Below are 24,979 nucleotides of genomic sequence, written 5' to 3' on the forward strand. Positions count from 1 at the left end.
TCGCGAAAAAGCGAACCAGTGCCGAAGGTCCTGCGTGAATGCCCGTGCCGCGCGGGACCTTCGGCACTGGCACCCCGTGGCGGCTGCCGCGAAGCTGATGATGCACTCCCGCCGCACGCCATCAGAAAGGCTCGACCATGAAAGCCGCCGTCGTCACCGAATTCAACGCACCGCTCGAGATCGAGGAGATCGACATACCCACGCCGGGTGTCGGTGAGGTTCTCATCAGACTGGAGACCTGCGGGCTCTGCCACACCGATATTCATGCTGCGCACGGCGACTGGCCCGTGAAACCCACTCTCCCTTTCATTCCCGGCCACGAAGGTGTCGGCATCGTTGAAGCCCTCGGCCCGAACGTCACCGACCGTGTGATCGGCGAGCGAGTTGCCATTCCGTGGCTCGGGTTCGCCTGCGGTGAATGCCGCTACTGTATCGATGGGCGTGAGACGCTCTGCGAACAACAGCAGAACAGCGGCTACTCCGTCAACGGAGCATTCGCTGAGTACGCCGTCGCCAGCGCCCGGTTCGTCATACCCGTGCCAGCGGGCATCAGTGCACTGGATGCCGCGCCGCTCACGTGTGCTGGTGTGACCACCTACAAGGCGCTGAGGGTAGCGAATATCGTACCCACCGAGAACGTCGCTGTCTTCGGCATCGGCGGTCTCGGACACCTCGCCGTGCAGTACGCCCGCATCATGGGCGCAACGGTGATCGGCGTCGACATCGAAGATGAGAAACTCGACCTTGCACGCGAGCTGGGTGCCGAGTTCACGGTGAATGCCGCGAAACTCGACCCCGTCGACGCGATCGCCGAGCTCGGCGGCGCAGACGTCGCTCTCGTGCTCGCGGCTTCGCCGAAGGTGTTCGAACAAGCGTTCGCCTCACTCAAGCGCGGTGGGCGACTGATCTGTGTCGCACTTCCGGCCGAAGGCACCATGAGTATCCCGATCTTCGAGACGGTACTCAAAGGCATCTCGATCATCGGCTCGATCGTCGGCACTCGGCAGGATGTTGCCGAGGTTTTCGCGCTGCATCTGGCAGGCAAGACGAAGGTGATCGCCGAAACCCGCACCCTCGAGCAGGTCAACACGGCCATGGCCGAAGTGCTTTCCAGCACGGTACCGGCACGACTCGTCTTTCAGTTCTGACAACACCGCACACAGAGACAGAAGGAAACGAAAATGGTCATGACGGCAGAAGACATCGACGAGTGGTCGCCGCAGGGCCCGGTCACCGAGCTGTCTGTGGAGCACTGCTGGAAGTTGCTCGACGGCTCGACGTTCGGACACCTGGGCGTCAGCGTCGACAACCAACCGGAGATCTTTCCCGTCAACTACGTCGCTGACGGCGCATCCATCGTGTTCAGAACAGCCAGAGGTGCCAAGCTTCGCGATCTGATCGCGAACAGTTCTGTGGTGTTCGAAGCCGACGCGCAACTCGAAAATGGGGCATGGAGTGTGACCGTTAAAGGCAGAGCCGAAGTTCAAGGCGCTGACGCGCCAGTCGCCCGAGATGTAGACCTGCGGCTACCCCAGTGGGTTCCCACAGCCGAATTCATCTACGTACGCATCATGCCCGTCGACATTCGTGGCCGCCTGTTCGAACGGCAGCTCCGGCTCGTTCCGCAGGCTCACATTGGTGACTAAAGGCCCTGCCTGCGGGGTCTTCACCGGTGGAATCATCGACTCATGATCAACACACGGAACGTATCCTCAGCCACTCGCGAGGCCCCCTCGGTCGCCGTGATCGACAACCGCGTTGTCGATTTCGGAGTCGACGGTACGGGTGTCGCTGTCGCCGAGTACGATCGCTCGACGGTCACCTCTGTTGTATCCGAAGCGTCTGCACATCGGCCGCGCACAACCCGCATCGTCGTCGGCATCGACGGGTCGGAAGCATCGATCGAGGCTTTCCGCCGGGCCGTGCGCCTCGCCGGCGGGCTGAATGCAACCGTGCAGACCGTCGTCGCGTGGCACAACCCCACGAGCGTGGGCACCTTCGGATTCAGCGACTGGTCTGCAGAGGCCGATGCGCGGCACATCCTCGCAGCTGCCACAGAAGCAGTATTCGACCAGAACCCACCAGAGTGGTTGAACGAAACCGCTCGGGAAGGCTACCCCGCCCAGGTTCTGATCGAAGAGAGCAAGGGCGCCGAGATGCTCGTTGTCGGCAGCCGCGGTCATGGCGGTTTCACCGGCCTGCTCCTCGGGTCGGTGAGCACCGCCTGCGCCGAGCATGCCCACTGCCCGGTTCTCGTCATGCACACCGCCAGCCAATGACAACCGGGGCTGACGTCCAGCTGGCCACGCTGGTCTACGGCAATGACAACACCGTCACCGCCTTCGATGCCCGTGCACTCTTGCACCTGCAGGTCGTCATCGGTGCGAAGTTGCGCCGCAAGGAGAGCTTCTTTCTCTCGTGGACGCAGAGAGATGTTCCCGGCCGCCCCAGCACTTCACTCTGGCTGGATTGTGCGATCCCGCTGCAATTCGACTATCCGCACGGCAGACCTGATCCGATCAATCGGGCCTGGATCGATGCTCTGACCAGATCAGCGAATGGTGGCGGCGGACTCTTTCTCGTCGAAGAGCCAACGAGTGACTTCGCACGCAGCGCGTGAGGCTGACCGGGTCAGAGCAACGAGCCGCAGCAAGCGCGCAGCGTCAGCGTGGCCCGAGCAGATACTGACCGAGCTCGTCCACGGCGTCCCAGACATCGCCGCGGTCAGCTCGCCAATAGGTGATCGGCCCACTCCCCCTCGGGTGTGTCGTGCGGCGCTCGGAGATGAGACCCGCGTTTCTGAGCGCTTCGAGGTGCCGAGTCACGCCGTTACGCGTCATTCCCATCTCTGCCATGACCGTACTGGAGCTGACTTCTGTTCTCGCGAGCACAATACGCAGAATCTCCAGACGACTGAACGAGACGCCGAGCCCGGAGTATGCAGAGTCGGGGCCGTGGAGATCTAGATGCCAGGCCATGACGACTGACCAGGCCATGACAACTGCGGTGACAGGCTCAGGTTTCGACTGATGCGGCCGCAGACCTCGGCGGTGGTTCCTTCGCCGAAGATGCGCCGCAGAATTCCTCGCTGTTCGTAAGCCTCAGCAAGGGGGGCGGTCTGGCGGGCGTACTGCTCAAGCCGCACCCTGATGACGTCGGGAGTGTCGTCTTTTCTGCCCTCGGTGACGGCCCGAGCGGCGAGGCGTTCCCTGATCTGAGCCTCGCCGACGCTGAGCAGCAGTACTGCTTCAACGAGGTGCCCGACGGCTGAGAGCGACTCGTCGAGCGAGACGGCTTGTTCGACCGTGCGGGGGTAGCCGTCGAGAATGAAACCATTGCAGGCATCTGGTTCGCTGAGGCGGTCGGCGACCACCTTGTCGACGACGTCGTCGGGTACGTAGCTTCCTGACGAGAGCAGAGCTGAGACCCGAAGACCGAGCGGAGTCTTCGCCTTGACGTGGTGCCGAAGAACGTCGCCCGTCGAGATGGCCGGCACGCTCAGGCTCTCGGCGAGCAGGCGCGCCTGGGTTCCCTTACCCACGCCCGGCGGCCCCATCAAGAGAATACGTCGGGGCGTGACCGGCAGACGCAGCGGTGTAACGAAATCAGTCATCGTGCATTCCTGTCGATATGCCGGCGGCGATGGTCGTCATGACAGAGGTGTCGGCGAGGGTGGTCACATCGCCCACGGGCCGGTTCTCGGCCACATCTCGAAGAAGACGCCGCATGATTTTGCCCGAACGGGTTTTGGGCAGCTCGGCCACGATCATGATCTGCCGGGGCTGGGCGATCTTGCCGATCTGGTTGGCCACGTGCATCCGCAGCTCGTGCACAACGTGCGGGCCGCCGTCGCCGGCTTCACTTCGCAGAATCACGAACGCGACGACCGCCTGACCTGTCAGCGCGTCTGCGGCCCCGACGACGGCCGCTTCGGCCACCTTGGGGTTCGAGACGAGAGCCGACTCGATCTCGGTGGTCGAGAGTCGGTGCCCCGACACGTTCATGACATCGTCGACGCGGCCCAGCAGCCAGATATCGCCGTCATCGTCTCTCTTCGCACCGTCGCCGGCGAAATACGTGCCGGGAAACTTCGACCAATACGTTTCGACGTACCGTTGGTCATCTCCCCAGATCGTGCGGAGCATCGACGGCCAGGGCTCTGTGATGACAAGGTACCCACCGGTTCCGTTCGGTACCGAGACGCCGTCGTCGTCGACAACGTCAGCGACGATTCCGGGCAGAGCTTTCATGGCCGCACCGGGCTTGCCGTGTGTGACGCCGGGCAGCGGGCTGATCATGATCGACCCGGTCTCGGTCTGCCACCACGTGTCGACGACGGGCACGCGGTTGTGCCCGACGTGCTCCCGGTACCACATGTACGCCTCGGGGTTGATGGGTTCGCCGACCGAGCCGATGAGACGAAGGCTCTCGAGTGAATAGTTCGCGAGCGTCTCGTGGCCCCACTTCATGAACGCGCGAATCGCCGTCGGGGCGCAGTACAAGGTGGTGACCTGGTACTTGTCGACGATCTCCCACCAGCGCCCCTGATGCGGTGAGTCGGGGGTTCCCTCATAGAGCACCGACGTGGTCGCGTTCGACAGGGGGCCGTAGACGATGTAGCTGTGGCCGGTGACCCAGCCGATGTCGGCCGCAGTCCAGTAGACATCTGTCTCGGGTTTGAGGTCGAAGACCTCCCACTGCGTGAACGAACACCCTGTGAGGTAGCCGCCCGATGTGTGCAGAATGCCCTTCGGGTTGCCGGTTGTTCCCGACGTGTACATGACATAGAGCGGATGCTCGGAGTCGAAAGCCTCGGCCGCGTGCACCGGGCTCGCCGCCTCGACAGATTCGTGCCACCACACGTCCCGGCCGGGCATCCAGTCGACGTCGTTGCCCGCCCGATTGACGACCAGCACCGAGCGAACTGCGGGGCACCCAAGAAGGGCCGCATCGACGGTGGGCTTCATGGGCGACACCGACCCTTTGCGAAAACCGCCGTCGGCCGTGATGACCACCGTCGCGTCACAATCGAGAATGCGAGTCTTCAACGCATCTGCACTGAAACCACCGAAGACCACCGTGTGAATCGCCCCGAGTCTGGCACAGGCGAGCATGGCAATCACCGTCTCGGGAATCATCGGCATATAGATTGCCACCCGGTCGCCAGCCTTCACACCGAGGCTCGTCAGCACGTTCGCAGCCTGGCAGACCGAGTCGGTGAGTTGGCTGTAGGTGATGACCCGTGTGTCACCGGGCTCGCCCTCGAAGTAGTACGCGACCCGGTCGCCGAGCCCCGCCGCAACATGGCGGTCGAGGCAGTTGACCGCCACGTTCAGGGTGCCGCCGACGAACCACTTGGCGAACGGCGCGGTGCTCCAGTCGAGCGTCTGGGTGAAGGGTTCGGCCCACGTGAGCCGTTCTGCCTGCTTCGCCCAGAACGCCAGGTTGTCGGCCGACGCCTCGGCGTAGGCCGCAGCTGTGACGTTCGCTGCTTCTGCGAATTCCTCCGTCGGCGCGAATCTGCGGTCTTCGCGAGACAGGTTTTCGAAGGCTGCCGGATGCTGCACCGGCGTCGTGCTGATCGACACGGCCCTGCCTGCCCTTACTTGCTCGGCCACACCGAAAGCACGGTGCGCTTCCAGGTGGCGTTGATGACGACCGCGAACGACCCGTACCAGGCGAGTACCGCGGTGAGCAACCCGAGCCACCCACCGATGTGAGTGAAGGCCGCTTGGCCACTGAACTCTCCGATGGTGAGCGCGGCGAACGTGAGGGTCAGAACGATGAAGACCGCGAGCAGCACTCCGTTGGTCTTGACCGAGGCGATGGTCATGAACGCGGTGAAGATCGCCCACGCCAAGAGGAATGCGCCGACTCCCACTGCTCCGGCCGACTTTGCGACATCGGGGTTCGTCTCGAGCCACCAGAAGGCGAGCCAGAACGCGCCGTAGGAGACGAACGCGGTGGCACCGAACGTATTGCCCTTGGCGAACTCCCAGAGCCCGGCGGCGATCTGCGCGATTCCGCCGTAGAACAGGGCGATACCGAGCACAGCTGCACCGGCAGCGGGCATCAGACCGGAGTTGGCGAGGCTCAGCAGAAAGGTCGTCAAGGCGAAAGCGCCGAGCCCCAGCGCGCCGGGGTCAGCGATATCGGGCCGCCCGAGCGCGGCGGGTCGAACGACGTTCAGGGGAAGCGCAGATACCGCAGGTTTTTCGGCCGTGATACTCATTGTGTGACACTCCTTTGTGTTGTTTTCTTGCGATCTTGTGAGAAATTGACGAGCTGAGAAGTCAGTTCGTGGCCAGAGTCGCTACGATCACGGCGATGGCCTCGACGTTGTCTATCGTCGGCGGAACCACGTACTCTTCACCGTTGATGATCTGTCGCATGGTTTTGCGCAGAATCTTGCCCGACCTCGTTTTGGGCAGCGAAGCGACCACTGTGACCTCCTTGAACGCGGCGACCGCGCCGATCTGGTTGCGCACCATTGCCACCAGTTCGAGTGCCAGAACCCTCTCTTCGATGTCGGCGCCGCTTTTGAGTACCACATAGCCAGCCGGCTTCTGGCCTTTGATGGCGTCGTGCAGCCCGATCACCGCGCACTCGGCGACTGACGGATGCTGAGCCAGCACTTGCTCCATCGACCCCGTCGAGAGGCGGTGCCCTGCGACGTTGATGATGTCGTCGGTGCGGCCCATCACGAAGAGGTAGCCGTCACGGTCGAAGAATCCCGAATCGCCCGTCAGGTAGAAACCGGGAAAGGCACTGAGATAGCCGTCGATATAACGCTGATCGCCCCGCCAGAGTGTCGAAAGCGTGCCGGGTGGCAGCGGCAACCGAATCACGATGTGGCCTTCCTGCATCGCATTCATTCGTCGGCCGGCGTCGTCGACGATCTCGACGTTGTACCCAGGAGACGGAAACGACGGCGACCCTGCACGCAGCGGCAGGCGTTCTATTCCGTAGGGGCTGGCCGCGATGGCCCACCCCGTTTCGGTCTGCCACCAGTGATCGATGACCGGCTTCTCGAGCAGCGCCGTGGCCCACGTCCACGTGTCAGGGTCGAGCCGCTCGCCGGCCAGAAAGAGCGCGTCAAGACACGTGAGGTCGTATTTCTTCGCGAGGTGCGCGTGCGGGTCTGCCTTGCGAATCGATCGCAGCGCAGTCGGTGAGGTGAACAACGTTTTCACCCGGTAGTCAGACACCACCCGCCAGAACGCACCGGCGTCCGGTGTTCCCACCGGCTTGCCCTCGTAGAGAACCGTCGTGGCGCCGGCCAAGAGAGGCCCGTAGACGATGTAGGAGTGCCCGACGACCCAGCCCACGTCGCTCGCTGTCCACATCACCTCGCCCGCATGCACGCCGTAGATGTTCTTCATCGACCAGGTCATCGCGACGGCATGACCGCCATTGTCACGCACGACACCCTTCGGAGAGCCTGTTGTGCCTGACGTGTACAGAATGTACAGCGGGTCGGTCGCCGCGACCGAAACGGGTGCGTGCGGCTCTGCGGCGAGCATCCGTTCGTGCCAGTCGAGCCATTCAGTGCCGGGCGATGAGTACTCGGCGGCTGACCCGGCGACCTCGGGCCGGTCTTTGACAACGACCGTGGTCACCGTGTGGGAGCTGAGCGCCAGAGCCTCAACGATGGTGGGCAGATACTCGACAACCCGGCTCGGCTCGATTCCGCCCGATGCAGTGATGATGACCTTGGCTCCGGCGTCATCGAGCCGAGCGGCGAGCTCTTTCGCTGCGAAGCCACCGAATACGACGGAGTGAACCGCGCCGAGCCTGGCGCACGCCAACATGGCGACGACGGCCTGGGGAATCATCGGCAGGTAGATGACGACACGATCGCCGGCGACCACACCGGCCTCGGCGAGCATGCCGGCGCACAGCTCCACCTTCTGCAGGAGCTGGCTGTACGAGTACCGCTTCGACTTCGCCACGACCGGTGAATCGTAGATCAGGGCGGTCGTTTCGCCGCGGCCCGCGAGAACGTGCCGATCGAGTGCGTTGTACGAGGTGTTCAGCCGGGCATCCGGAAACCAGCGATAGAGGGGTGCGGCCGAATCATCGAGCGCAGACGTCGGATAGACATCCCAGTCGATGGCCTGGGCGGCATCGAGCCAAAAGCCTTCGGGATCACTGGTCGCGCGCTCGGCGACCGCCGCGAACGCGCCCGGCAGGGTCACCTCGCCGGGCGTAGTGCCCGCAGGTGCCTGCAGGTGCTCCGTAACGCTCATCGCATTTCTCCTTTGAAATGACCAGTCGATCGATCTCGACACTGGGCAAGCAGTTCGTCGTATCGGCTGCTACAGTGCAGGCTACGAGCACGCCGATGTGCTCAACTACCGCCTGAAGGAGGTAGCAGCATGAGTATCAGCACAGCCACGCATGATCTCGAATTGCTTCAGAAGACGCTCAGCGCGCTCACCGTCAAAGCCGAGTTCCCTCTCGCCTTCGGCGGGCTCGTCACGCGGGTGGGCGCGCCCCTGACCGCGTTCGTCGGCACGCGCGGGCAGACGCTGAACGGCCTTCTCATCGAGCCGACCGAGGGCCTTGGTGGCCGGGCCATCTCCGAACGACGGCCCGTCACAGCGATTCAGTATCGCGGCTCGACGTCTATCACTCATCGCTACGACCGCGAAGTTCTGGCCGAACACATTGTCTGCCTTGTCGCCGTTCCGGTTGTCGTCAGTGGCGCCGTCAGAGCGGTGATCTATGGGGCGCACCGCAGCGCCATTCAGCTCGGTGACCCGGTTCTTCGCACTTCGCTGGCTCTGGCCACCGGTCTGGCATGGGAGTATTCGGTGCACGATGAAGTCGAACGCCGAGTGGCCCTGCTCGAGACCGAAGGCGGCGCCGCGCACATCCGGGCCCTGGCGGCCAAGCAGAGGGCCGAGCTACGCGACCTCTACGCCGAACTGCGCTCGCTCTCCCGGGTTGTCGCAGACCCACTGCTGGCTGAGCGCCTCGATGCTTTCGGCCGAACCCTGGTGCCGAGGGCTGGCGCGCACTCAGAACCGACGGCCGAGCAACGAGACCATCGCGAACAGCTGTCACCCCGAGAGCTCGATGTTCTCTCACAGGTGGCCCTCGGCAAGCGCAACGGCCACATCGCCGACCAGCTCGACCTCGCCGAGAGCACCGTGAAGAGCTACCTTTCGTCAGCGATGCGAAAGCTCGACGCGAACAATCGGTACGAGGCGGTCATCACGGCGCGCCAACGGGGGCTCATTCCGTGAAGCACGCCAGCGTTCGGCTCGAACGCACGCCAGCAGAGCCGCGGGCCCGGCACGTGCGAGAATCGGCGTATGGATGCCAACCGCCGTGGCAGGGCCGCCCCGGCCTGGCTGATTCGGCTGGCCGTTGTGACCGTGCTGGTGGGCGTCGGCGGGGGTGTTGCCGGGCTGCTGGTCAGCATGAGTCTCACCGCCATCGAACACGTCGCCTACGGCTACTCTCAGGGCTCATTTCTTGACGGTGTGCTGGGAGCCGACCCGTGGCGGCGGGTGGCCGCACTGGCGGTAGCAGGGCTCGTCGGGGGTGCGGGCTGGTGGGCGCTTCGGCGCTTCGGGCGCGCGGTGGTCTCGGTCGAGGCCAGCGTGGCGGGCGGCCGGATGCCCGGGCTGCCGACCTTGCTCAACGCGGCCCTGCAGATCGTGGTTGTCGGCCTCGGGGCTTCGATCGGCCGTGAGGTCGCACCACGCGAACTCGGCGCGCTGGTCGCGGGCTGGCTGAGCGACCGGGCGCATATCTCTGCCCGGGAGCGCAGAATTCTCGTGGCGTGCGGAGCAGGCGCTGGCCTCGCGGCCGTCTACAACGTTCCGCTGAGCGGCGCCATCTTCACCATCGAGGTTCTGCTGGCCGAGATCAGTTTCGCCGTCGCCGTGCCTGCCCTCATCACGGCCGCTGTGGCGACGATCGTCGCCCGACTGGTGGTACCGGATGCCCCGCTCTACTCGCTCCCCCCGATGCAGCTGAGTGAAACCCTGTTTGTCTGGTCGCTGCTCGCAGGCCCACTGATGGGTCTGGCGGCGATGGGCTTTGTCTGGCTGGTGCGGGGTGCGGCGAGGCTTCGGCCGCGTACCTGGCTGATCGTCTGCATCATGCCCGTGGTCTTCGCGGGCGTGGGGCTGCTGGCCATCCCGTTTCCGGCGGTGCTCGGAAACGGCAAGGCACTCGGTGAGGTTGCCTTCGCCGGCGCAGCATCCATCGGCCTGCTGGCGGTTCTGGCCGTGACGAAGGTGGTTGCGACGACCGCCACCATCGGAGCGGGAGCTGCCGGCGGTACGCTGACGCCGTCGCTTGCCGTGGGCGCCGCACTCGGTGGTGCGCTCGGCGGTCTGTGGAGTCTGTGGTGGCCCGGCAGCCCGATCGCCGGTTTCGCATTCGTCGCAGTGGCTGCGTTTCTGGCCTCGTCGATGCGAGCACCGTTCACTGCGCTGGTTCTGCTCATCGAGTTCACGGGCCAGGGCCCCGCGCTGCTGGTGCCCGCCATGCTCGCAATTGCCGGCTCGATCGCCGTCAGCCGACTCGTATCTCGATCACCGCTCGTGGCCCGCAGAAACCTGCCGGCACCCTGAGGGCGCCGGCAGGCATGGTTACTTCTGAAGCGGCAGCAGAATGTTCTTCACCGACGGGTCGGTTGCCAGAAAGGTCTGCACGGCGGGGTCTTGAAACGCCTGAACGAGCTTCTTGATGTTGTCGGTGTCGGCGAAGTTCGAGCCGATGGTGAGTTGGCCGGCGAACTCGTCGGGGGCCTGAGGTGCGAAGATCTGCTTCGCGATCGGGATGTTCGCTGCCAGGTAGTACTCGGTGTAGCCCACGGCCGCGTCGAGGTCGGGCAGGGCGCGTGACTGCGCGGCGAAGTCGAGAAGGGTGAACTTCAGGTGCTTGGGGTTCGACGCGATGTCGTCTTGCGTCGCGGTGCCCTTGCTGGTTCCCGGCTTCAGGGTGATGAGGCCGGCGCTGTCGAGGATCCAGAGACCCTGGGCTTCGTTGGCCGGGTCGGAGTACAGCGAGATGGTGCCGCCATCCGGAATCTGGCTCACATCGGTGTACTTGTCTGACCAGAGACCGAAGCCCCAACGGAAGACGGGTGTGGCGGCCTCCTCTTTGAAGTCGGGGTTGGCCTGCAGCACCTGCCCGAGCCAGAGCTTGTGCTGGTAGACCGTCGCGGCCACCTCGCCGTCGCTCACCGCGCGGTTGATCGTGTTGCTGTCGGCGAGCCCCTTGAACTCGACCGTGATGCCGTACTTCGGTGCGATGTTCGTGGCAACGTAGTTGACAAGGGCCTCTTCAGACGCATTGCCCTCGGCGGTGGCCACGTAGAGCACGGCCCCCGCCTGAGTGTTGGCCGAGGCGGTGGGGTTCAGCAGCGGAATCGTGATGCCGGCTGCGATTCCGACGACGACCACCGCGCCGCCCACGATGAAGGGCCAACGACGGCGCTTCTTCAGCTCGAAGCCGTGGCCGTTCTCGGGGGTTTCAGGGGTGTTTTCAGACATGGCTGTAGTGCCTTTCAGGCGGCTGCGGAAGGTGAGGAGAAACGAGGAAGAACGAAGAGGAGAAGAGGGGGTTTCGGCTAGGGCACCAGCACCGGGCGCCGAACAGACCGGCGGCTGACCCGTGCGGCGCTGTGTGGCGTCGTAAGCCGCACCAGCGCGTCACCGATCACCTGCACCGCTGCCACCAGGGCGACAAGAATGATGATTGTGGCGAGCATGACCTGGTTATCGAATCGCTGGTAGCCGTAGGTGACGGCCACATAGCCGATTCCGCCGGCTCCGATTGTTCCGGCGATGGCCGAGTACTCGATCATGGCAATCGTGTTGATCGTGAGCCCACCGATGAGCGAAGGTATGGCCTCGCCGAGTTGCGCCGTACAGATGATCTGGAATGACGAGCCACCGGATGCCTTCGCCACCTTCACGAGAGACGGCGGCACGCTGCGCAGCGAGTTCTCCACGATGCGGGTGAAGAATGCGATTCCCGCCACCGACATCGGTACGACCGCGGCCGCGATTCCGATGTTCGTGCCAGTGATCAGTCGGGTGAACGGAATGATCGCCACCATCAAGATGAGGAACGGAAGAGAACGCCCCACGCTGACGATCCAGCTGAGGGTCGAGTGCAGCGCCGGGTTCGGGAACAGCCCGTCGCGGGCGAGGTTGTGGATGATCGCGCCGAGCGGCACGCCCACCAGCACTACGATCGCCATCACGATGCCCACCATGATCAGCGTCTCGCCGAGCGCAGGAAGCACGAGGGCGGGGATGCCGGCCAGCGGAATATCGTTGACGTTCGCGTGCAGGGCGCTCATGCGACGGGCTCCTTCTGGCCGGCAGGCGCGGCCACTGTCGTCGAGGCGAGGTCGTGCGCGGCGGCGGGCCGGGCATCCAGCCCCAGCTTCTGGGCCTGCCGGATGACCGCTTCAGCATTCGCCGCACGTAGGCCCACCTGGGCGTGGCCGACGACGGCACCCTCGATGGTCTCGATCGAGGCGCCGAGCAGCGAAACCGGGCTCGACAGTGCCTCGCCGAGCCGGGTGACCCAGTCAGAGGGCACGTGGGCAGAGGTGTAGCTGACGAACCAGGTGGTCTCGTCGGGCGCGGCAGGAAGGGCCGGCTTGGCAGGGTTCAGGTCGCGCCCGAGCGGTGAGGAGGCGTCGCGCAGCAGGTCGACGACGCGGCCCGACTCCACGATGTGCCCGTTGTCGAGGCGCGCTACGGAGTCGGCCACCTGCAGCACCGTCTCCATCTCGTGCGTGATGAACAGAATCGAGAGACCGAGGTCGGTGCGGAGCTCTTTGAGCAGCGCGGTGATCGACGCGGTCGACGCGGGGTCGAGCCCCGAGGTCGCCTCGTCGGCCAGCAGCACGGTCGGCTTGAGCGCCAGGGCGCGGGCGATGCCGACGCGCTGGCGCTGGCCGCCCGAGAGCTGGTGCGGGTAGTGTTTGGCGTGCGACGACAGCCCGACGCGCTCGAGCAGCTCGCCGACGCGCTTCTTCGCATCGGCGCGGGTGACGCCCAGGTAGTCGAGCGGCAGCGAGATGTTCTCGGCGGCGGTTCGACGGCTGAAGAGTCCGTCAGACTGGAACACCGTGCCGATGCGGCGCCGGGCGGCCCGCAGCTGCGCCTCGGTGAGCTGCGACAGGTTCTCGCCGTTCACGATGACCGAACCCGAAGTGGGCCGCTCGAGCAGGTTGACGCACTGCGCCAGGGTGCTCTTGCCGGCGCCGCTCGGCCCGACGACAGCGAAGATCTCAGCCTGCTGCACGCTGAAGTCGAGGTTGTCGAGCACGGTCACGGCACTGTCGCCATTGCCGTAGACCTTCGTGAGCTTCTCTACGGTGATCATGTGCGCGCGGGCAGGGCGTAACGGTAACCGGCACCGCGGTGCTCGTCGGGCAGGCGGTCACCGCGGCCGAGGAGCTTGTTGCGAAGTGCCCCTTCGACGTACTCCTCGGGGTACGAGCCGCGCCGCTGCAGCTCGGGAATGATGAACGTCACGACGTCTTCGAAGGTTCCGGGCGTGATGGCGTACGCGAGGTTGAACCCGTCGACGTCGGTTTCGGCGACCCACTCCTCGAGATGGTCGGCCACTTCAGAGGGCGAGCCCACGATGAACGGGCCGAGGCCGCCGATGGCGCCGAGCTTCGCGATGTCGCGCACCTTCCACTCGCTGCCGTCTTCGTTCGCGGCCTGAAAGTTCGCGACCGTCGACTGAATGGCGTTGCTCTTCACGTTGCCGATGGGCTCGTCGAGGTCGTACGTCGACAGGTCGATGCCCATCCAGCCCGACATGAAGACGAGGGCGCCCTCTTCGCTCGCGTACTGCAGGTAATCGGCGTGCTTGGCGTGGGCCTTCTCGCTGGTCTCGTCGGTGATGATCGTGAGCAGAGTGTAGATCTTGGCGGAGTACCGGTCACGACCGGCCTCTTCGAGGGCATCCCGAATCTTGCTGACGGTCTCTTTCAGCCCGGCCTTCGTCGACGCGGCGACGAAGATGGCTTCGGCATTGCCGGCGGCGAACTGGATGCCGCGGGGTGACGCCCCCGCCTGGTAGATGACGGGCGTGCGCTGCAGCGACGGCTCAGACAGGTGGATGCCCGGAACCTGGAAGTTCTTGCCCGAATGCCCGATCTCGTGCACCTTGCTCGGGTCGGTGAAGACACCCGTCTCGCGGTTGCGGATGACGGCGTCGTCTTCCCACGAGCCCTCCCACAGCTTGTAGAGCACCTCGAGGTACTCGTCGGCCACGTCGTAGCGATCGTCGTGCTCGAGCTGGTCTTCGTGGCCCATGTTGCGCGCGGCGCTCGGAAGATAGCCGGTGACGACGTTCCAGCCCACCCGGCCCTTCGTGAGGTGGTCGAGCGTCGACATGCGGCGGGCGAACGGGTACGGATGCTCGTACGCCGTGCCAGCCGTGATGCCGAACCCGAGGTGGTCGGTCACAGCAGCCATCGCCGACACGAGCAGAATGGGGTCGTTCACCGGCACCTGGGCGCCGTGGCGAATGGCCGCCTCGTTCGATCCGCCGTACACGTCATACGTACCGAGTACGTCAGCGATGAAGATACCGTCGAAACGGCCGCGTTCGAGCAGCTTCGCGAGGTCGGTCCAGTACGAGAGGTCTTTGTAGCGCCACGACTGGTCTTCGGGGTGACGCCACATTCCTGACGACTGGTGGGCGACACAGTTCATGTCGAAAGCATTAAAACGAATCTGACGGGCCATGTACACATTTTCTGCGAAACGCGGCGCGTTGTGATACCGCGACGTTACACAACGTCACATTCAGGACTCAGCCCAGAATTGTGACGGTGTGGCGCTCGATGCGCGGGTGGCGGGCGCGCCTCGCCCAGACGAATGCCCAGAGCGAGGCGGTCAGCATGACCAGCAGCACGTTCACGCAGAACGAGGTCGGGCGGGTGCGCTCGAGAACGACCTCGTGGGCGTCGGTCGAGACGACCACGAAGCCGCGCAGCTGCCACTCGGCGATCTCTGCACGGGTGGTTTCGCTGAAGGGCGCCGACGCCAGCGGCTTGGTGGCATGGGCCGACGAGGGCCCGGCGAAGACGCAGGAGCAGTTCGAGGCGAACGGGCACGTCTTCGATGTGAGGCGGAGGCCGTCGGGGGTGCGCCGAACGGGGTTAGCGAGGAGTTGTCTGCCACTCATCTCTCCAGCATATTCCTGCCTCGGGTGCAGCCGCCTCCCAGGGGCGGTCACTACGGTCAGCGGCTCCGCACGCTAATCGAGCGACTGCGAGATGGTGCTGTGCCCCTGGGTATCGGCTGCCACGCGCAGGGTGGCGTGGATCTGCTCCCCCATCGACCCGACATGGCTGATCAGCCCGATGGTGCGACCGCCGGCGCGCAGGCTGTCGAGGGTGCTCATGGCGATGTCGAGGGTGTCGGCGTCGAGCGAGCCGAAGCCTTCGTCGATGAAGAGCGTGTCAAGGCTCAGGCCGCCGGCCTGCTGGGTCACCACCTCGGCGAGTCCGAGCGCGAGGGCGAGCGAGGCCAGAAAAGTCTCACCTCCCGAAAGCGAGTGGGTCGGCCGCGACCTGCCGGTGTGCTCGTCGAGGATGCTCAGGCCGAGCCCCGACTGAGCCCGGCGATACTGAACCGAGTCGTCGTGTTCGAGGGAGTACCGGCCGGCGCTCATGACCCTCAGCCGTGCGTTGGCCGCGGCGACGATCTCCTCGAGCTGTGCCGCGAGCACGTAGGTCTCGAGTTTCATGCGCATGGTGTTCGGGTCGTCTCCGTGCACCACCCGGGCGAGCTCGTCGACCGCATCGAACTGCTCCAGCAGGGCGGCAGACTCGGCGAAAACGGCATTCGCGGCGGCAACGACCGTCTGCAGCGAACCCAGCCGGTCGGCGAGGGTGCTCGACTCGGCCAGCGCTTCATCGCGGGTCTCCTGAGCGGCACGCAGCGCGGTGTCGTCGACGTCGACGGGTTCGGCTGGCAGATCGCTGAGTTCGGCGTCGGCCAGAATGGCGGCTGCAGCGGCCCGCGCTTCGTCGTGGCCCCGCAGCGTGCTCTCGGCGTCAGCCGCAGCAGAGGGTGCCAGTAGTGCCTGCTCGACCGCCGCCGCATCGGCGAAGTCGTGTTCGTCGAGTTGCGCCACGAGGGCATCGTGGGCTCGGTCGAGATCGTGCCGCCGGGCGGTCACGGCCTCGATCGCCGTGGCGAGCAGCTGGGCGCGTGCCAGCTGGGCCGACAACCGGTCGTACCGCGCGCTGACCGTTTCGAACTCGCCCCGGTTGGCTTCGGCGCGGGCGGCGACCGAGGTGCGCACCGTGCGCGTCTCGGTGAGGGCGCTGCTCGCTTCGTCTCGGCGGGTCGCCAGCGCGCCCAACCGCTCGCGCAGCGCCGCGGCCGTGTCGGCGAGGCGCGCGACGTCGGCCTCGAGGATGCCCGCCCGCCCCCTGGCCGCAGCCGCCTGCTGCACGCGCTCGAGCGCTGCCGCCCGCTGCTCTTCGAGCTCGGTGACCGGCTTCTGCCCCGCGTGGGCCTGGGCCTCGGCGCGAGCGACGGCGAGGTCGTCGACGGTGAGTTTCGCGGCATCCATCGCCGTCGTACACCGCTCGAGGGTGTCGCGGGCCGCGTCGACGTCGGTGGCCGTCACCGGCGGGGCATCGCTCGTGGCGGGCGCCGGGTGGGCGCGTGATCCGCAGACAGCGCACGGTTCGCCCGGCACCAGCGCGGAGGCCAGCTCGAATGCGTGGCCGGTGAGCCGCTGTTCGACGAGGGCGTGGTGCTTCGCTGCGGCGGCAAGGTGTGCCGCGCTGGCCGTGCGGTGGGCGTCCCGTGCCTCCCCGAGCTGTGTGTCGAGTTGAGTGACGCGTTCGGCCGCAGCCAGTGCGGCCGAGGCGCGTGCGGCGGCGTCGACTGCATCGGGTGCTCCCCCGGCAATGAGCCGCGCCTCTGCCAGTGCCGCGGTGAGCTCGTCGAGTGCAGCCGGCACCTGCTCGGCCTCGGTGGTCGCGTTGGCGAGGGCGCTCTCGGCCGCTGCCACGGCGTCGCGCGCGCGGTGCTCCCGCCGTTCGAGCTCAGGCAGTGTCTTCTCGTCAGCCAGCACGTCGGCGAGCGACCCCAGCTGGCGTGTGGTCTCGTCGACCTCGACCAGCAGGCCCGCGGCTGTCACCGCCTCGCTGTGATCGCTGTGATCGCTGGGATCGCCAGGATCGCCAGCGGCGCCGCCAGCAGCCCCCACGTAATCGACCCGCGCGACCCGCTCGAGCACATCGGCCGTGCGAAGGCCCTCCTCGGCGCCCCGAACCGCGGTGATGTGAGGCCACACGGCCCGGGCGCGCCCTGCGGCCTTCACGGCCAGCCGCAGCTCATCGATCTGCGGCTGCGTCTCGCCGAGGGTTTCGAGCGCCGCGGTGGCCGCCGCGCGCCGCAGCTGCAGGGCCCGAACGGTTTCGAGCCGGCGGTACTCGGCGGCGGCGAGGGTGTGTGCGGTGTCGGCTCGCGCGGCCGTCGCCCGGGCATCCTGAACCCGCGTCTGAAGAGCAGCGAGCGACTCGGCGAACCAGCCGGGAGTGGCGGCCGCCGGCGCGTCGACACGAAGCAGCTCGGCAGCCTGGCCGGCGCGCTGCTCGACCCGGGCCGAGGTGCCGGCCAACGCCTGCTCGAGCGTGCGGCGCTCTTCGAGCAGAACCTCTTCAACCTGCCGAAAACGGTCGGTGCCGAACAGCGTACGCAGAACCGCCTGCCTGTCGTCGTTGGTCGACTGCAGAAAGTGGTGAAAACGGTTCTGCGCGAGCAGCATCACGCGCAGAAACTGGTCTTTTGTGAGGCCCACGATCTGGTCGAGCTGGCGGCCCACATCGACCGGCTTGGCCGCGATGCCCTGCCAGGTGTCGCCCTCACGCCGGTACAGTTCGGCGGTGGCCGCGGCGTTCGTGAGCCCGGTTCCGCGGAGCTTCGGTTTGTCGTATTCGGGGCTGCGCCTGACCCGGTAGTCGACGCCCCCTGCGGTGAACTCGAGCTCGACCCAGGTGGGGTTCGCAGGGCCCGCGTGGTCGCTCCGCAGCTTCTGCTGGGTGCCGTCGTAGCGCGGCACCCCGTTGAACAGGGCGTAGCAGATGGCGTCGAGAATGGTCGACTTCCCTGCTCCCGTCTTGCCCGTGATGAGAAAAATTCCGTCGTCGGCGAAGGCATCGAAGTCGACGTGCTGTTCGCCGAGGTACGGCCCGAAGCCGGCGAGTCGCAGTTGCCTGATCTTCACGAGGCACCCTCGATCGTCGCTGACCGCTCGGTTGGCGCTGATCGCTCGGTTGGCGCTGAACGGGTACCCGGGCGGTCGCCCCCGGCACCGAGTGCGTCGGCGATCAACCTCTGCTCCCCCGCGTTCGGCCCCACGCCGTTGCGCACGTGCTCGAGAAACCCGGCCACGACCTCGGTGTCGCTCGCCCCGCGAACCCGCTCGGCGTAGGTCGCCGCAGATCGCTCGGCCGTCACCGCCGGCCGGTGTTCGAGGTGAGCCGCGTAGGGAAACCGCACCTGCAGCCGGCGCATGGCGTCGAGCGGGCGCACCCGGTCGGTGAGGATGGCCGACACCCAGTCGTTCTCGTTCTCGCCGTACTGCTCGCCGCCCAGCAGCTCGTCGATCTCCCCCGTCAGCACGCTCAGCCGACGAGGAACCGGTAGTTCGGCCCACTCGACCGTATGGAGCCCCGCCGAATCGAGTTCGACCAGCCATCCACCCCGCGGCTTGCCCGCCTCGCTGAACGAGTAGTGCAGCGGGGCACCCGAGTACCGCACGCCGTCTCGAAGCGTCGCCCGGCCGTGGATGTGGCCGAGCGCCACATAGTCGGGGCCATCGAAGACCGAGAGCGGAACCAGGTCGAGCCCGCCGGCGCTGATGTCGCGCTCGACATCGCTCGCGGGCACGTCGGCGATGAACGCGTGGGCGAGAACGACGCTGCGGCCACCGCGATGAGCCAGATCGTCTCTGATGCGGCTCATCGCGTGGCCGAGCACCTCTTCGTGGCTGCGCAGGGGCGTGTCGGGGTAGTGGTGGCGAACCAGCGCCGGCTCGAGGTACGGGATGCCGTAGAAGTGCACCGGCCCGTGGTCGTCGTCGATGGTGACGGGCGTGTCGAGCTGCTCGTGCCGGGTGATGACGTGCACGCCGCCAAGCGACGCGAACCCCGACTGAAAACCGAGGCGCGTCGCCGAGTCGTGGTTGCCGCTCGTCATCACCACGATGGCGCCGGCCTGCCGAAGCGCCCCGAGCGTCTCGGTGAGCACCTCGTAGTTCTCGGCTGCCGGAGTGGCCGAGTCGAACACGTCTCCCGAGACGACCACGACGTCGATGCCGCGCTGCTCAACGAGCTCGACCATGGCCGCGAACACCTCACGCACGAACGGCTGCGTGGCGTGGCCGTGAAAGCTCCGCCCGATGTGCCAGTCGGAGGTATGCAAGATCTTCACGCTTCGACCGTAGCCCGCTCCGCCGACACTGGTGCAGTATTGAGCACACTATGACCGTTCTGCTTTCGCCCGATGGGCTCGACTTCGTCGTTCAGCGCCACCTCGCCATCCTGTCGACGCTCGGCCGCAGTGGGGGCATCCACTCGGTTCCCGTCGGTTTCACGTTCGAGAACGGGCTCGTGCGCATCATCACCTCAGACGAGACGCAGAAGGTGCGAAACGTCGAGCGTGCCGGCCACGCGACCGTGGCCCAGGTCGAAGGCGCGCGCTGGCTGTCGCTGTCGGGCCCCGCCCGCATCGATCGTGACCCGGCCGCCGTGGCCCACGCCGTACAGCTGTACGCGGCCCGTTACCGGCAACCGGGCGTGAACCCGCGCCGCGTAGTCATCGAGATCGCTGCAGACACGCTGCTCGGGTCATCCGGCGTCGCGGCGGCACCCGTCTCGTAGACGCCGCAGCACAAAAGCGCCAGGGCAGAGACACCGGCCGACGCTGCGCCTAGTATTTCTGCATGACCGACCACACGCTCACTCGTGCATCCGCCGAAGCTTCGCCAACGCGGATCGAACCCGGCGGAATCGAGGCGATCCCTGCCGCACGCCGTCACGGATCGCCCTGGCAGCTGTTCGCCACGTGGAGCGCACCGAACCTCGAGTTCGCCACCGTCTTCGTGGGCGTCATCGCGATTGCGTTCTTCGGGCTCGGCTTCTGGCAGGCCATGGCCGCGATCGTGCTCGGCTGTGCCGCGGGAGCGCTGACCCAGGGCATCCTGTCGACCTGGGGGCCACGCGAAGGCCTCGCGCAGATGGTGCTCAGCCGCACCGCGTTCGGTTACCGGGGAAACATTCTGCCCGCGGCCATCAACACCGTCATGGCCGGGCTCGGCTGGTTCGCCGTGAACTCGGTCAGCGGGGCGTTCGCGCTGTCGACCCTCACCGGCATGCCCACCGTTCTGGCGCTGCTCATCGTTGTGGTTGTCGAGGTGGCCGTCGCATTCGTCGGGCACGACCTTGTACAGCTGTTCGAGCGCTACGCGAGCTACGTGCTCGGTGCGATCTTCATCACCGCGACCGTGACCATCTTCGTGCACGCTGACCTGGGCTTCGTGGCCGGGGGCAGCGGCTTCTCGTTCGGCGGCTTCACGCTCGCCGCCGGGGCCGCCTTCGGTTACGCAGCCGGCTGGAACCCGTACGCGGCCGACTACAGCCGCTACCTGCCCACGGCGACGAGAAGGCGCACCATCGCGTGGGCCGCCGGCCTCGGCAACTTCGTGTCGTGCGCGGTGCTCATGGCGGCCGGAGCCGCGGCTGCCACCATCGCGGGGTTCGACCCCACCAACCCCACAACCTCCTTCACGTCGAGCATGCCCACGGTCATCCGCGACCTCACGCTCGTCGCCATCGCGGTGGGCGCGATCGCCGCGAACTCGCTGAACATCTACTCGGGAGCCATGTCGTTCCTTGCGGCGGGCATCTCGATACCGTTCGCCTTGAGGCGCGCGCTCGTGGCGCTCGGGTTCGGAGTCATCGGCTTCTTCATCGCGTGGAGCGCGTTGGCCGATGCGGGTGAGAAGTACGAGAACTTCCTGCTCGTCATCGCCTACTGGATAGCCCCGTGGCTCGGCGTGGTCTTCGTCGACCGGTTTCTGAGGCGCGGCACCGAGATCGCCTCGATCGTCGGCGACACGGCCAGGTACCGCAATCCGGCCGGCATCATCGCGTTCGTGGTGAGCCTGGTGGTCTCGATCTGGCTGTTCTCCAACCAGTCGTTCTTCATCGGGGTGGTTCCCGCTGCCGCTCCCGGCGTCGGAGACCTCACGGCCGTAGTCGGCTTCGTGCTCGCCGCGGTGCTGTACGCCGTGCTGTTCGCGGCCGTCAAACCCCAGCTCGGTGCACCTCTGGCCGCGGGCGACGACGCACAGACTGTCGCATGAGTGTCGGCGACATCTACGCGACGGATGCCCAGAAGCTCGCCGTCGCGGCAGCCGAGGCCCGCCGTGGTGCGGCCGAGGGCGGCATCCCGATCGGCGCCGCGCTCTTCGCCGCCGACGGCACCCTTCTCGGCAGTGGACACAACCGCCGCGTGCAAGACGACGACGCGGCGATGCACGCCGAGACGAACGCCTTTCGAAACGCCGGCCGACAGAGGAGCTACCGCGACACCGTCATGGTCACCACGCTTTCACCGTGCTGGTACTGCTCGGGGCTGGTGCGCCAGTTCGGCATCGGGCGGGTCGTCGTGGGTGACGATCAGAACTTTCTCGGCGGGCAGGAGTGGCTGGCGGAGAACGGCGTGGAGGTGAGCGTGTTGAACGATGCCACGCTGATCGGAGAGATGCGGGAGTTCATCGCCGGGCATCCGGTGCTCTGGAACGAAGACATCGGCGAAGGTTGATCGCCGCACGGGCGCGCTTTCCTGGGCCCTCCCCCGTTCGGGTAAGTTGTGGAGTCAGAGAGATCTCTGAGATCTGCTCGTCAGATCAGCACCATCACATCAGCACCACCAGGGGGTTACCGTGTCAGTACCGCAGCCGAGTCTGTTTCGATTCTCGTTTCACACCGAAGACATTCCGCCGAGCGCCATCCGGTGGTTCAAGACGGCGCTGTGGGTGGGCGCCGTTCTCTCGGTGATCATCGGCATCGTGGTACTGGTATGGCCGGGTTCGACGCTCGAGGTCGTGGCGTTCCTTTTCGGGCTCTACTTCTTCGTGGTGGGTCTCGTGCGCGTTGTCGTGGGCATCGTGAACGGGTCGCTCTCGTCGGGTGTGCGTGTACTGAGTGTCATTCTCGGCGTGTTTCTGTTGGTGGCCGGTGTCTTCGCGCTGAAGAACCCGCTCTCGTCTCTGGTTGTGCTCGCGCTGCTCATCGGTATCTCGTGGATCACCGAGGGCATCATCGCCCTCACCCAGACCGTCAACGACTCGTCGCGCTGGTTCGGCACCCTGAGCGGCGTGCTGTCGCTCATCGCCGGCATTGTGTTCATCTTCGTGCCGCTGTGGTCGCTCGCCGTACTCACCGTCTTCGCTGCGTACACGCTCATCATCCTGGGCGTCTTTCAGGGCATGTCGGCGTTCACTCTCGGCCGCCCCGTGAAAGTCGCCAAAACCTCACGTTGACTTTGTAGGCTGGGTGGATGCCCGCCCAGCCCCCAACCGAACTGACCCTCGTCGACGCCGCAACCGGCACCTGGTTACTCACCGTCGACGGGGTTCTGCAGTCGCAGGTGTCGCTCACCGACCCCACCGTGCTGGAGTTCGACTACGTTCGCGTCATCGCCCGAGCCATCGACGCGTGGGCGGCACCGGGTGTGCCGCTCAGCGTGGCGCACCTGGGCGGTGGCGCCCTGACCCTGCCTCGCTATGTCGCGGCGACCAGGCCCGGCTCGGTGCAATGGGTCGTCGAGCGCGACGAAGAATTGTCGCGGGCCATGCTCGCGGTGCTACCGCTGCCGGCGGGCCACGACATCTGTCTGCTCTACGGAGATGCCCGCGACCTCGCCGCGCGGGCCGACCTCGATGTTGATGTCTGCGCCGACGTCACCGTCGTCGATCTGTGGGCTGGGGCCGTCATCTCGGCGCGGGTGGCCAGCCTCGAGTTCTACGTCCTCGTCACCCGACGTATGGCCCCGGGCGCACTTCTGGCCGTCAACCTCCTCGACGGGCCCGGCTTCGTGTACTCCCGCGGCCAGGCGGCGACGCTCGCCGCGCTGTTCACAAATGTCGCGGTGGTTGTGCGCCACGATATGACGTCGAACACCGAGATCGGCAACGTCGTGCTCTTCGCGAGTGACAGCCCGCTCGGCTTCGCGGTCTCGACCGGATCTCTCTCGGCTGAAACGCCGCCGCCGCGGGTGCTCATCGGCGACGAGGCACATCGCTTCATCGGCAATGCACCCGTGGTGACTGATGCCACCGCCAGCGACTCTCCCCCACCCGACGAGGAACACTTTCGCGCCCACGCCGGCGAGCCGTGGCCGGCGGCCTGACAATGCCTGGCAGATACCCGACGCCCGGCAGATACCCGACGCCCGGCAGGTGCCGGCGCCCGGCGACGGTCGCCTACTCGGTCGGCGGTTTCGGGGGAAGGGTGCCCATGCGCGACCTCCTCTCGGCCTCGGTACGAGTTCTGACCCGCCAACTCTAGTACGAAGCTGAGTATAAATCAGCGAATGTCGCCCCGGGCATCCAGACTACGACTGCACCTCTGCCCGGATGATCTCCGGCAGTTCGTCGGGCTCATACGGCTCGCCGACCTCGGCCAGAGCGTCGAGTTCTGCGGCCGAGAACCAGCGGCTCGCCACCATGTCGACGTGCTCCTCCGGGGTCCAGTTCGTGCTCGACGGAGTGAACTGCTTCGTGCGAACCACGAACCACTGCTCGTAGTTCGTCTTGAAGACCCCGGGCGCACGCTCGTCGCTGAATTCGCGCGACCAGATCGCCTCGCCCAGCTCGGCTTCGCTCACCACGAGGCCGGTCTCCTCGAAGAGTTCGCGCACCGCGGCTTCGGGATGCGTCTCGCCCGGCTCGACGTGCCCGCCCGGAGTCACCCAACGGATGGGGTTGGTGTCGACCGGCGGCTTCGTCAGAAACAGCAGTACGCGGTCGTCGGCGTCGAAGACGAGCACCCGCGACTTGGTGAAGTCGTAGTGACCAGCCCCGTGCCCCGGCTCGGCGTCAGGCGCGGGCGAAGTCACTGGTGTCGCCCACGTAACGCGTGTGGTCTTCGGGGATGGGGTCGACGGCGGCCGAAGCCACCTCCGCAGCGAATTCGGCCACGTTGTACAGCCGACCCGCCGACTCCTTGCGTGCGCTTATGGCGCCGGGGTTCGCACGCTCGAGCAAAGTTGCCGTGATCGTGCCCTCGATCATGTCGCCCGAGACCACGACGAACGAGATGCCCGCTTCGTCGAGCCGGGGAATCATGTCGCGAAGGGCATCTTCGCCGGCACGCTTGCTGAGGGCGACGGGCTCGTACTCGGGCATCGTCTCGGTGGTGCGGATGAAGTGCGCCTGGTGGCTCGTCACGAACACCACGCGGGAGCCCGGCTGCATGAGCGGCAGAGCAGCGGTCAGCAGGTCGACCTGCGCGTCACGGTTGAGCGTGAGGGCGTAGTCGGCAGCCATACCGCTCTCCATTCCGCCCGAGGCGTTCAGTACGAGTACGTCGAGCCCGCCGAGCTCGCGGCGGATCGTCTCGAAGAGCACGGCAACCGACCCGGCGTCGGTCAGGTCGGCCCCCACCGTGATGGCCTTCGCTCCCCCGGCCCGCAGCGTGTCGGCGAGCTTCACGGCCCGCGCCTCTTTGTTTCGGAAGTTGATGACAACGCTCGCGCCGGCCTCTGCGAAGTACGCCACGGTGTCGGCACCGACACCACGCGACGAGCCGGTGACGAGAACCCGTTTGCCCTCGAGCGACTGGGGGGAGAGAGGGTTTGACACGTCGTGCTCCTTGAATCGAGTGAATTGTAAACAGTGGTGCGTCACGCGCGTGCACCGCATCGAGACTACCAAGGCAGTGGCT

The 24,979-nt window shown here is 66.2% G+C and carries 25 protein-coding genes; 11 read left to right on the plus strand and 14 right to left on the minus strand.

The genetic code is table 11. The features are described 5' to 3' along the window. Positions 1–137 precede the first annotated feature (137 nt). Genes D4765_RS01315 through D4765_RS01330 form a run of 4 tightly spaced genes read left to right on the plus strand, consistent with a single transcriptional unit; the run spans position 138 to position 2,620 of the window. Entirely contained in the window at positions 138–1,148 is a 1,011-nt protein-coding gene (locus tag D4765_RS01315) for a zinc-dependent alcohol dehydrogenase (protein WP_136640424.1), read from the plus strand. A gap of 33 nt (positions 1,149–1,181) precedes the next feature. Continuing rightward, entirely contained in the window at positions 1,182–1,646 is a 465-nt protein-coding gene (locus tag D4765_RS01320) for a pyridoxamine 5'-phosphate oxidase family protein (protein ID WP_201799196.1), read from the plus strand. A gap of 42 nt (positions 1,647–1,688) precedes the next feature. Continuing rightward, the gene (locus tag D4765_RS01325; protein WP_136640425.1) at positions 1,689–2,279 is read left to right on the plus strand and encodes a universal stress protein; all 591 of its coding nucleotides are present in this window, start codon (positions 1,689–1,691) and stop codon (positions 2,277–2,279) included. After that, complete coding sequence (locus D4765_RS01330; protein ID WP_136640426.1) at positions 2,276–2,620, plus strand: DUF7882 family protein; 345 nt, start codon at positions 2,276–2,278, stop codon at positions 2,618–2,620. The genes D4765_RS01325 and D4765_RS01330 overlap by 4 nt, the downstream gene beginning before the upstream one ends. A gap of 43 nt (positions 2,621–2,663) precedes the next feature. Here D4765_RS01330 and D4765_RS01335 read toward each other — a convergent pair whose 3' ends face one another. The 5 genes from D4765_RS01335 to D4765_RS01355 all read right to left on the minus strand — a co-directional run bounded on the left by D4765_RS01335 (position 2,664) and on the right by D4765_RS01355 (position 8,249). After that, positions 2,664–2,978 (minus strand): ArsR/SmtB family transcription factor, encoded by a 315-nt coding sequence (locus D4765_RS01335; protein WP_161580309.1) that lies wholly within the window; start codon positions 2,976–2,978, stop codon positions 2,664–2,666. Continuing rightward, the gene (locus tag D4765_RS01340; RefSeq protein WP_136640428.1) at positions 2,963–3,613 is read right to left on the minus strand and encodes an adenylate kinase; all 651 of its coding nucleotides are present in this window, start codon (positions 3,611–3,613) and stop codon (positions 2,963–2,965) included. Before D4765_RS01340 ends, D4765_RS01335 begins: the two co-directional genes overlap by 16 nt. After that, positions 3,606–5,588, minus strand: a complete 1,983-nt coding sequence (acs, locus tag D4765_RS01345) for an acetate--CoA ligase (RefSeq protein ID WP_201799197.1) — start codon at positions 5,586–5,588, stop codon at positions 3,606–3,608. Before acs ends, D4765_RS01340 begins: the two co-directional genes overlap by 8 nt. 14 nt (positions 5,589–5,602) lie before the next feature. Then, the gene (locus D4765_RS01350) at positions 5,603–6,232 is read right to left on the minus strand and encodes an acetate uptake transporter (protein WP_136640429.1); all 630 of its coding nucleotides are present in this window, start codon (positions 6,230–6,232) and stop codon (positions 5,603–5,605) included. 61 nt (positions 6,233–6,293) lie between these two features. Next, positions 6,294–8,249, minus strand: a complete 1,956-nt coding sequence (locus tag D4765_RS01355) for an AMP-binding protein (protein WP_136640430.1) — start codon at positions 8,247–8,249, stop codon at positions 6,294–6,296. A 129-nt stretch (positions 8,250–8,378) separates the two neighbouring features. Between D4765_RS01355 and D4765_RS01360 the strand changes: the two genes are divergently transcribed. Next, positions 8,379–9,251 carry a helix-turn-helix transcriptional regulator gene (locus tag D4765_RS01360; protein ID WP_136640431.1) on the plus strand — a complete coding sequence of 291 codons (873 nt, stop codon included), beginning with the start codon at positions 8,379–8,381 and terminating at the stop codon, positions 9,249–9,251. Positions 9,252–9,320: 69 nt separating this feature from the next. Next, positions 9,321–10,592 (plus strand): chloride channel protein, encoded by a 1,272-nt coding sequence (locus tag D4765_RS01365; protein WP_162849194.1) that lies wholly within the window; start codon positions 9,321–9,323, stop codon positions 10,590–10,592. A gap of 18 nt (positions 10,593–10,610) precedes the next feature. On the opposite strand, the gene D4765_RS01370 is transcribed toward D4765_RS01365, so the two are convergent. The 7 genes from D4765_RS01370 to D4765_RS01400 form a co-directional block, all read right to left on the minus strand. After that, positions 10,611–11,516 carry a MetQ/NlpA family ABC transporter substrate-binding protein gene (locus D4765_RS01370; RefSeq protein ID WP_136640432.1) on the minus strand — a complete coding sequence of 302 codons (906 nt, stop codon included), beginning with the start codon at positions 11,514–11,516 and terminating at the stop codon, positions 10,611–10,613. A gap of 77 nt (positions 11,517–11,593) precedes the next feature. Then, the gene (locus D4765_RS01375) at positions 11,594–12,331 is read right to left on the minus strand and encodes a methionine ABC transporter permease (RefSeq protein WP_136640433.1); all 738 of its coding nucleotides are present in this window, start codon (positions 12,329–12,331) and stop codon (positions 11,594–11,596) included. Further along, positions 12,328–13,368 carry a methionine ABC transporter ATP-binding protein gene (locus tag D4765_RS01380; protein ID WP_136640434.1) on the minus strand — a complete coding sequence of 347 codons (1,041 nt, stop codon included), beginning with the start codon at positions 13,366–13,368 and terminating at the stop codon, positions 12,328–12,330. Before D4765_RS01380 ends, D4765_RS01375 begins: the two co-directional genes overlap by 4 nt. After that, the gene (locus tag D4765_RS01385) at positions 13,365–14,747 is read right to left on the minus strand and encodes an LLM class flavin-dependent oxidoreductase (RefSeq protein ID WP_136640435.1); all 1,383 of its coding nucleotides are present in this window, start codon (positions 14,745–14,747) and stop codon (positions 13,365–13,367) included. Before D4765_RS01385 ends, D4765_RS01380 begins: the two co-directional genes overlap by 4 nt. Before the next feature lie 67 nt (positions 14,748–14,814). Continuing rightward, entirely contained in the window at positions 14,815–15,189 is a 375-nt protein-coding gene (locus D4765_RS01390) for a hypothetical protein (RefSeq protein ID WP_136640436.1), read from the minus strand. Positions 15,190–15,261: 72 nt separating this feature from the next. Continuing rightward, positions 15,262–18,252, minus strand: coding sequence for an AAA family ATPase (locus tag D4765_RS01395; protein WP_161580310.1), 2,991 nt, complete (start codon positions 18,250–18,252; stop codon positions 15,262–15,264). Then, positions 18,249–19,460, minus strand: a complete 1,212-nt coding sequence (locus D4765_RS01400) for an exonuclease SbcCD subunit D (RefSeq protein ID WP_136640438.1) — start codon at positions 19,458–19,460, stop codon at positions 18,249–18,251. Before D4765_RS01400 ends, D4765_RS01395 begins: the two co-directional genes overlap by 4 nt. A 50-nt stretch (positions 19,461–19,510) precedes the next feature. Between D4765_RS01400 and D4765_RS01405 the strand changes: the two genes are divergently transcribed. From D4765_RS01405 to D4765_RS01425, 5 genes are all read left to right on the plus strand, one after another. Beyond that, on the plus strand, positions 19,511–19,909 hold the full coding sequence (locus D4765_RS01405; RefSeq protein WP_136640439.1) for a pyridoxamine 5'-phosphate oxidase family protein: 399 nt from the start codon (positions 19,511–19,513) through the stop codon (positions 19,907–19,909). A 62-nt stretch (positions 19,910–19,971) separates the two neighbouring features. Next, a complete protein-coding gene (locus tag D4765_RS01410) occupies positions 19,972–21,393 on the plus strand; it encodes a purine-cytosine permease family protein (protein WP_136640440.1) in 1,422 nt (473 codons plus the stop codon). Then, positions 21,390–21,854, plus strand: coding sequence for a nucleoside deaminase (locus D4765_RS01415; RefSeq protein ID WP_136640441.1), 465 nt, complete (start codon positions 21,390–21,392; stop codon positions 21,852–21,854). Before D4765_RS01410 ends, D4765_RS01415 begins: the two co-directional genes overlap by 4 nt. 121 nt (positions 21,855–21,975) lie before the next feature. Beyond that, positions 21,976–22,575 carry an HdeD family acid-resistance protein gene (locus D4765_RS01420; RefSeq protein ID WP_161580311.1) on the plus strand — a complete coding sequence of 200 codons (600 nt, stop codon included), beginning with the start codon at positions 21,976–21,978 and terminating at the stop codon, positions 22,573–22,575. A 17-nt stretch (positions 22,576–22,592) separates the two neighbouring features. Further along, positions 22,593–23,444 (plus strand): spermidine synthase, encoded by an 852-nt coding sequence (locus tag D4765_RS01425; RefSeq protein WP_136640443.1) that lies wholly within the window; start codon positions 22,593–22,595, stop codon positions 23,442–23,444. Between the two features lie 204 nt (positions 23,445–23,648). Here the strand turns inward: D4765_RS01425 and D4765_RS01430 are convergent, their stop codons facing one another. Next, positions 23,649–24,152: an NUDIX hydrolase gene (locus D4765_RS01430; protein WP_161580312.1), complete on the minus strand. Its 504-nt coding sequence runs from the start codon at positions 24,150–24,152 to the stop codon at positions 23,649–23,651. Next, a complete protein-coding gene (locus D4765_RS01435) occupies positions 24,133–24,897 on the minus strand; it encodes an SDR family oxidoreductase (protein WP_136640445.1) in 765 nt (254 codons plus the stop codon). The genes D4765_RS01430 and D4765_RS01435 overlap by 20 nt, the downstream gene beginning before the upstream one ends. Between the last annotated feature and the right edge of the window lie 82 nt (positions 24,898–24,979).

This window comes from Subtercola vilae (genome assembly GCF_004923255.1).
Classification (GTDB): Bacteria; Actinomycetota; Actinomycetes; order Actinomycetales; family Microbacteriaceae; genus Subtercola; species Subtercola vilae.

Excerpts from the sequence above, each read along its gene's own strand:
- D4765_RS01325 (WP_136640425.1), top strand. The coding sequence starts at position 1,689 with ATGATCAACACACGGAACGTATCCTCAGCCACTCGCGAGGCCCCCTCG.
- D4765_RS01375 (WP_136640433.1), bottom strand. The coding sequence starts at position 12,331 with ATGAGCGCCCTGCACGCGAACGTCAACGATATTCCGCTGGCCGGCATC.
- D4765_RS01320 (WP_201799196.1), top strand. The coding sequence starts at position 1,182 with ATGGTCATGACGGCAGAAGACATCGACGAGTGGTCGCCGCAGGGCCCG.
- D4765_RS01425 (WP_136640443.1), top strand. The coding sequence starts at position 22,593 with ATGCCCGCCCAGCCCCCAACCGAACTGACCCTCGTCGACGCCGCAACC.
- D4765_RS01340 (WP_136640428.1), bottom strand. The coding sequence starts at position 3,613 with ATGACTGATTTCGTTACACCGCTGCGTCTGCCGGTCACGCCCCGACGT.
- D4765_RS01315 (WP_136640424.1), top strand. The coding sequence starts at position 138 with ATGAAAGCCGCCGTCGTCACCGAATTCAACGCACCGCTCGAGATCGAG.
- D4765_RS01410 (WP_136640440.1), top strand. The coding sequence starts at position 19,972 with ATGACCGACCACACGCTCACTCGTGCATCCGCCGAAGCTTCGCCAACG.
- D4765_RS01355 (WP_136640430.1), bottom strand. The coding sequence starts at position 8,249 with ATGAGCGTTACGGAGCACCTGCAGGCACCTGCGGGCACTACGCCCGGC.
- D4765_RS01415 (WP_136640441.1), top strand. The coding sequence starts at position 21,390 with ATGAGTGTCGGCGACATCTACGCGACGGATGCCCAGAAGCTCGCCGTC.
- D4765_RS01330 (WP_136640426.1), top strand. The coding sequence starts at position 2,276 with ATGACAACCGGGGCTGACGTCCAGCTGGCCACGCTGGTCTACGGCAAT.
- D4765_RS01405 (WP_136640439.1), top strand. The coding sequence starts at position 19,511 with ATGACCGTTCTGCTTTCGCCCGATGGGCTCGACTTCGTCGTTCAGCGC.
- D4765_RS01350 (WP_136640429.1), bottom strand. The coding sequence starts at position 6,232 with ATGAGTATCACGGCCGAAAAACCTGCGGTATCTGCGCTTCCCCTGAAC.
- D4765_RS01390 (WP_136640436.1), bottom strand. The coding sequence starts at position 15,189 with ATGAGTGGCAGACAACTCCTCGCTAACCCCGTTCGGCGCACCCCCGAC.
- D4765_RS01365 (WP_162849194.1), top strand. The coding sequence starts at position 9,321 with ATGGATGCCAACCGCCGTGGCAGGGCCGCCCCGGCCTGGCTGATTCGG.
- D4765_RS01335 (WP_161580309.1), bottom strand. The coding sequence starts at position 2,978 with ATGGCCTGGCATCTAGATCTCCACGGCCCCGACTCTGCATACTCCGGG.
- D4765_RS01380 (WP_136640434.1), bottom strand. The coding sequence starts at position 13,368 with ATGATCACCGTAGAGAAGCTCACGAAGGTCTACGGCAATGGCGACAGT.
- D4765_RS01370 (WP_136640432.1), bottom strand. The coding sequence starts at position 11,516 with ATGTCTGAAAACACCCCTGAAACCCCCGAGAACGGCCACGGCTTCGAG.
- D4765_RS01385 (WP_136640435.1), bottom strand. The coding sequence starts at position 14,747 with ATGGCCCGTCAGATTCGTTTTAATGCTTTCGACATGAACTGTGTCGCC.
- D4765_RS01360 (WP_136640431.1), top strand. The coding sequence starts at position 8,379 with ATGAGTATCAGCACAGCCACGCATGATCTCGAATTGCTTCAGAAGACG.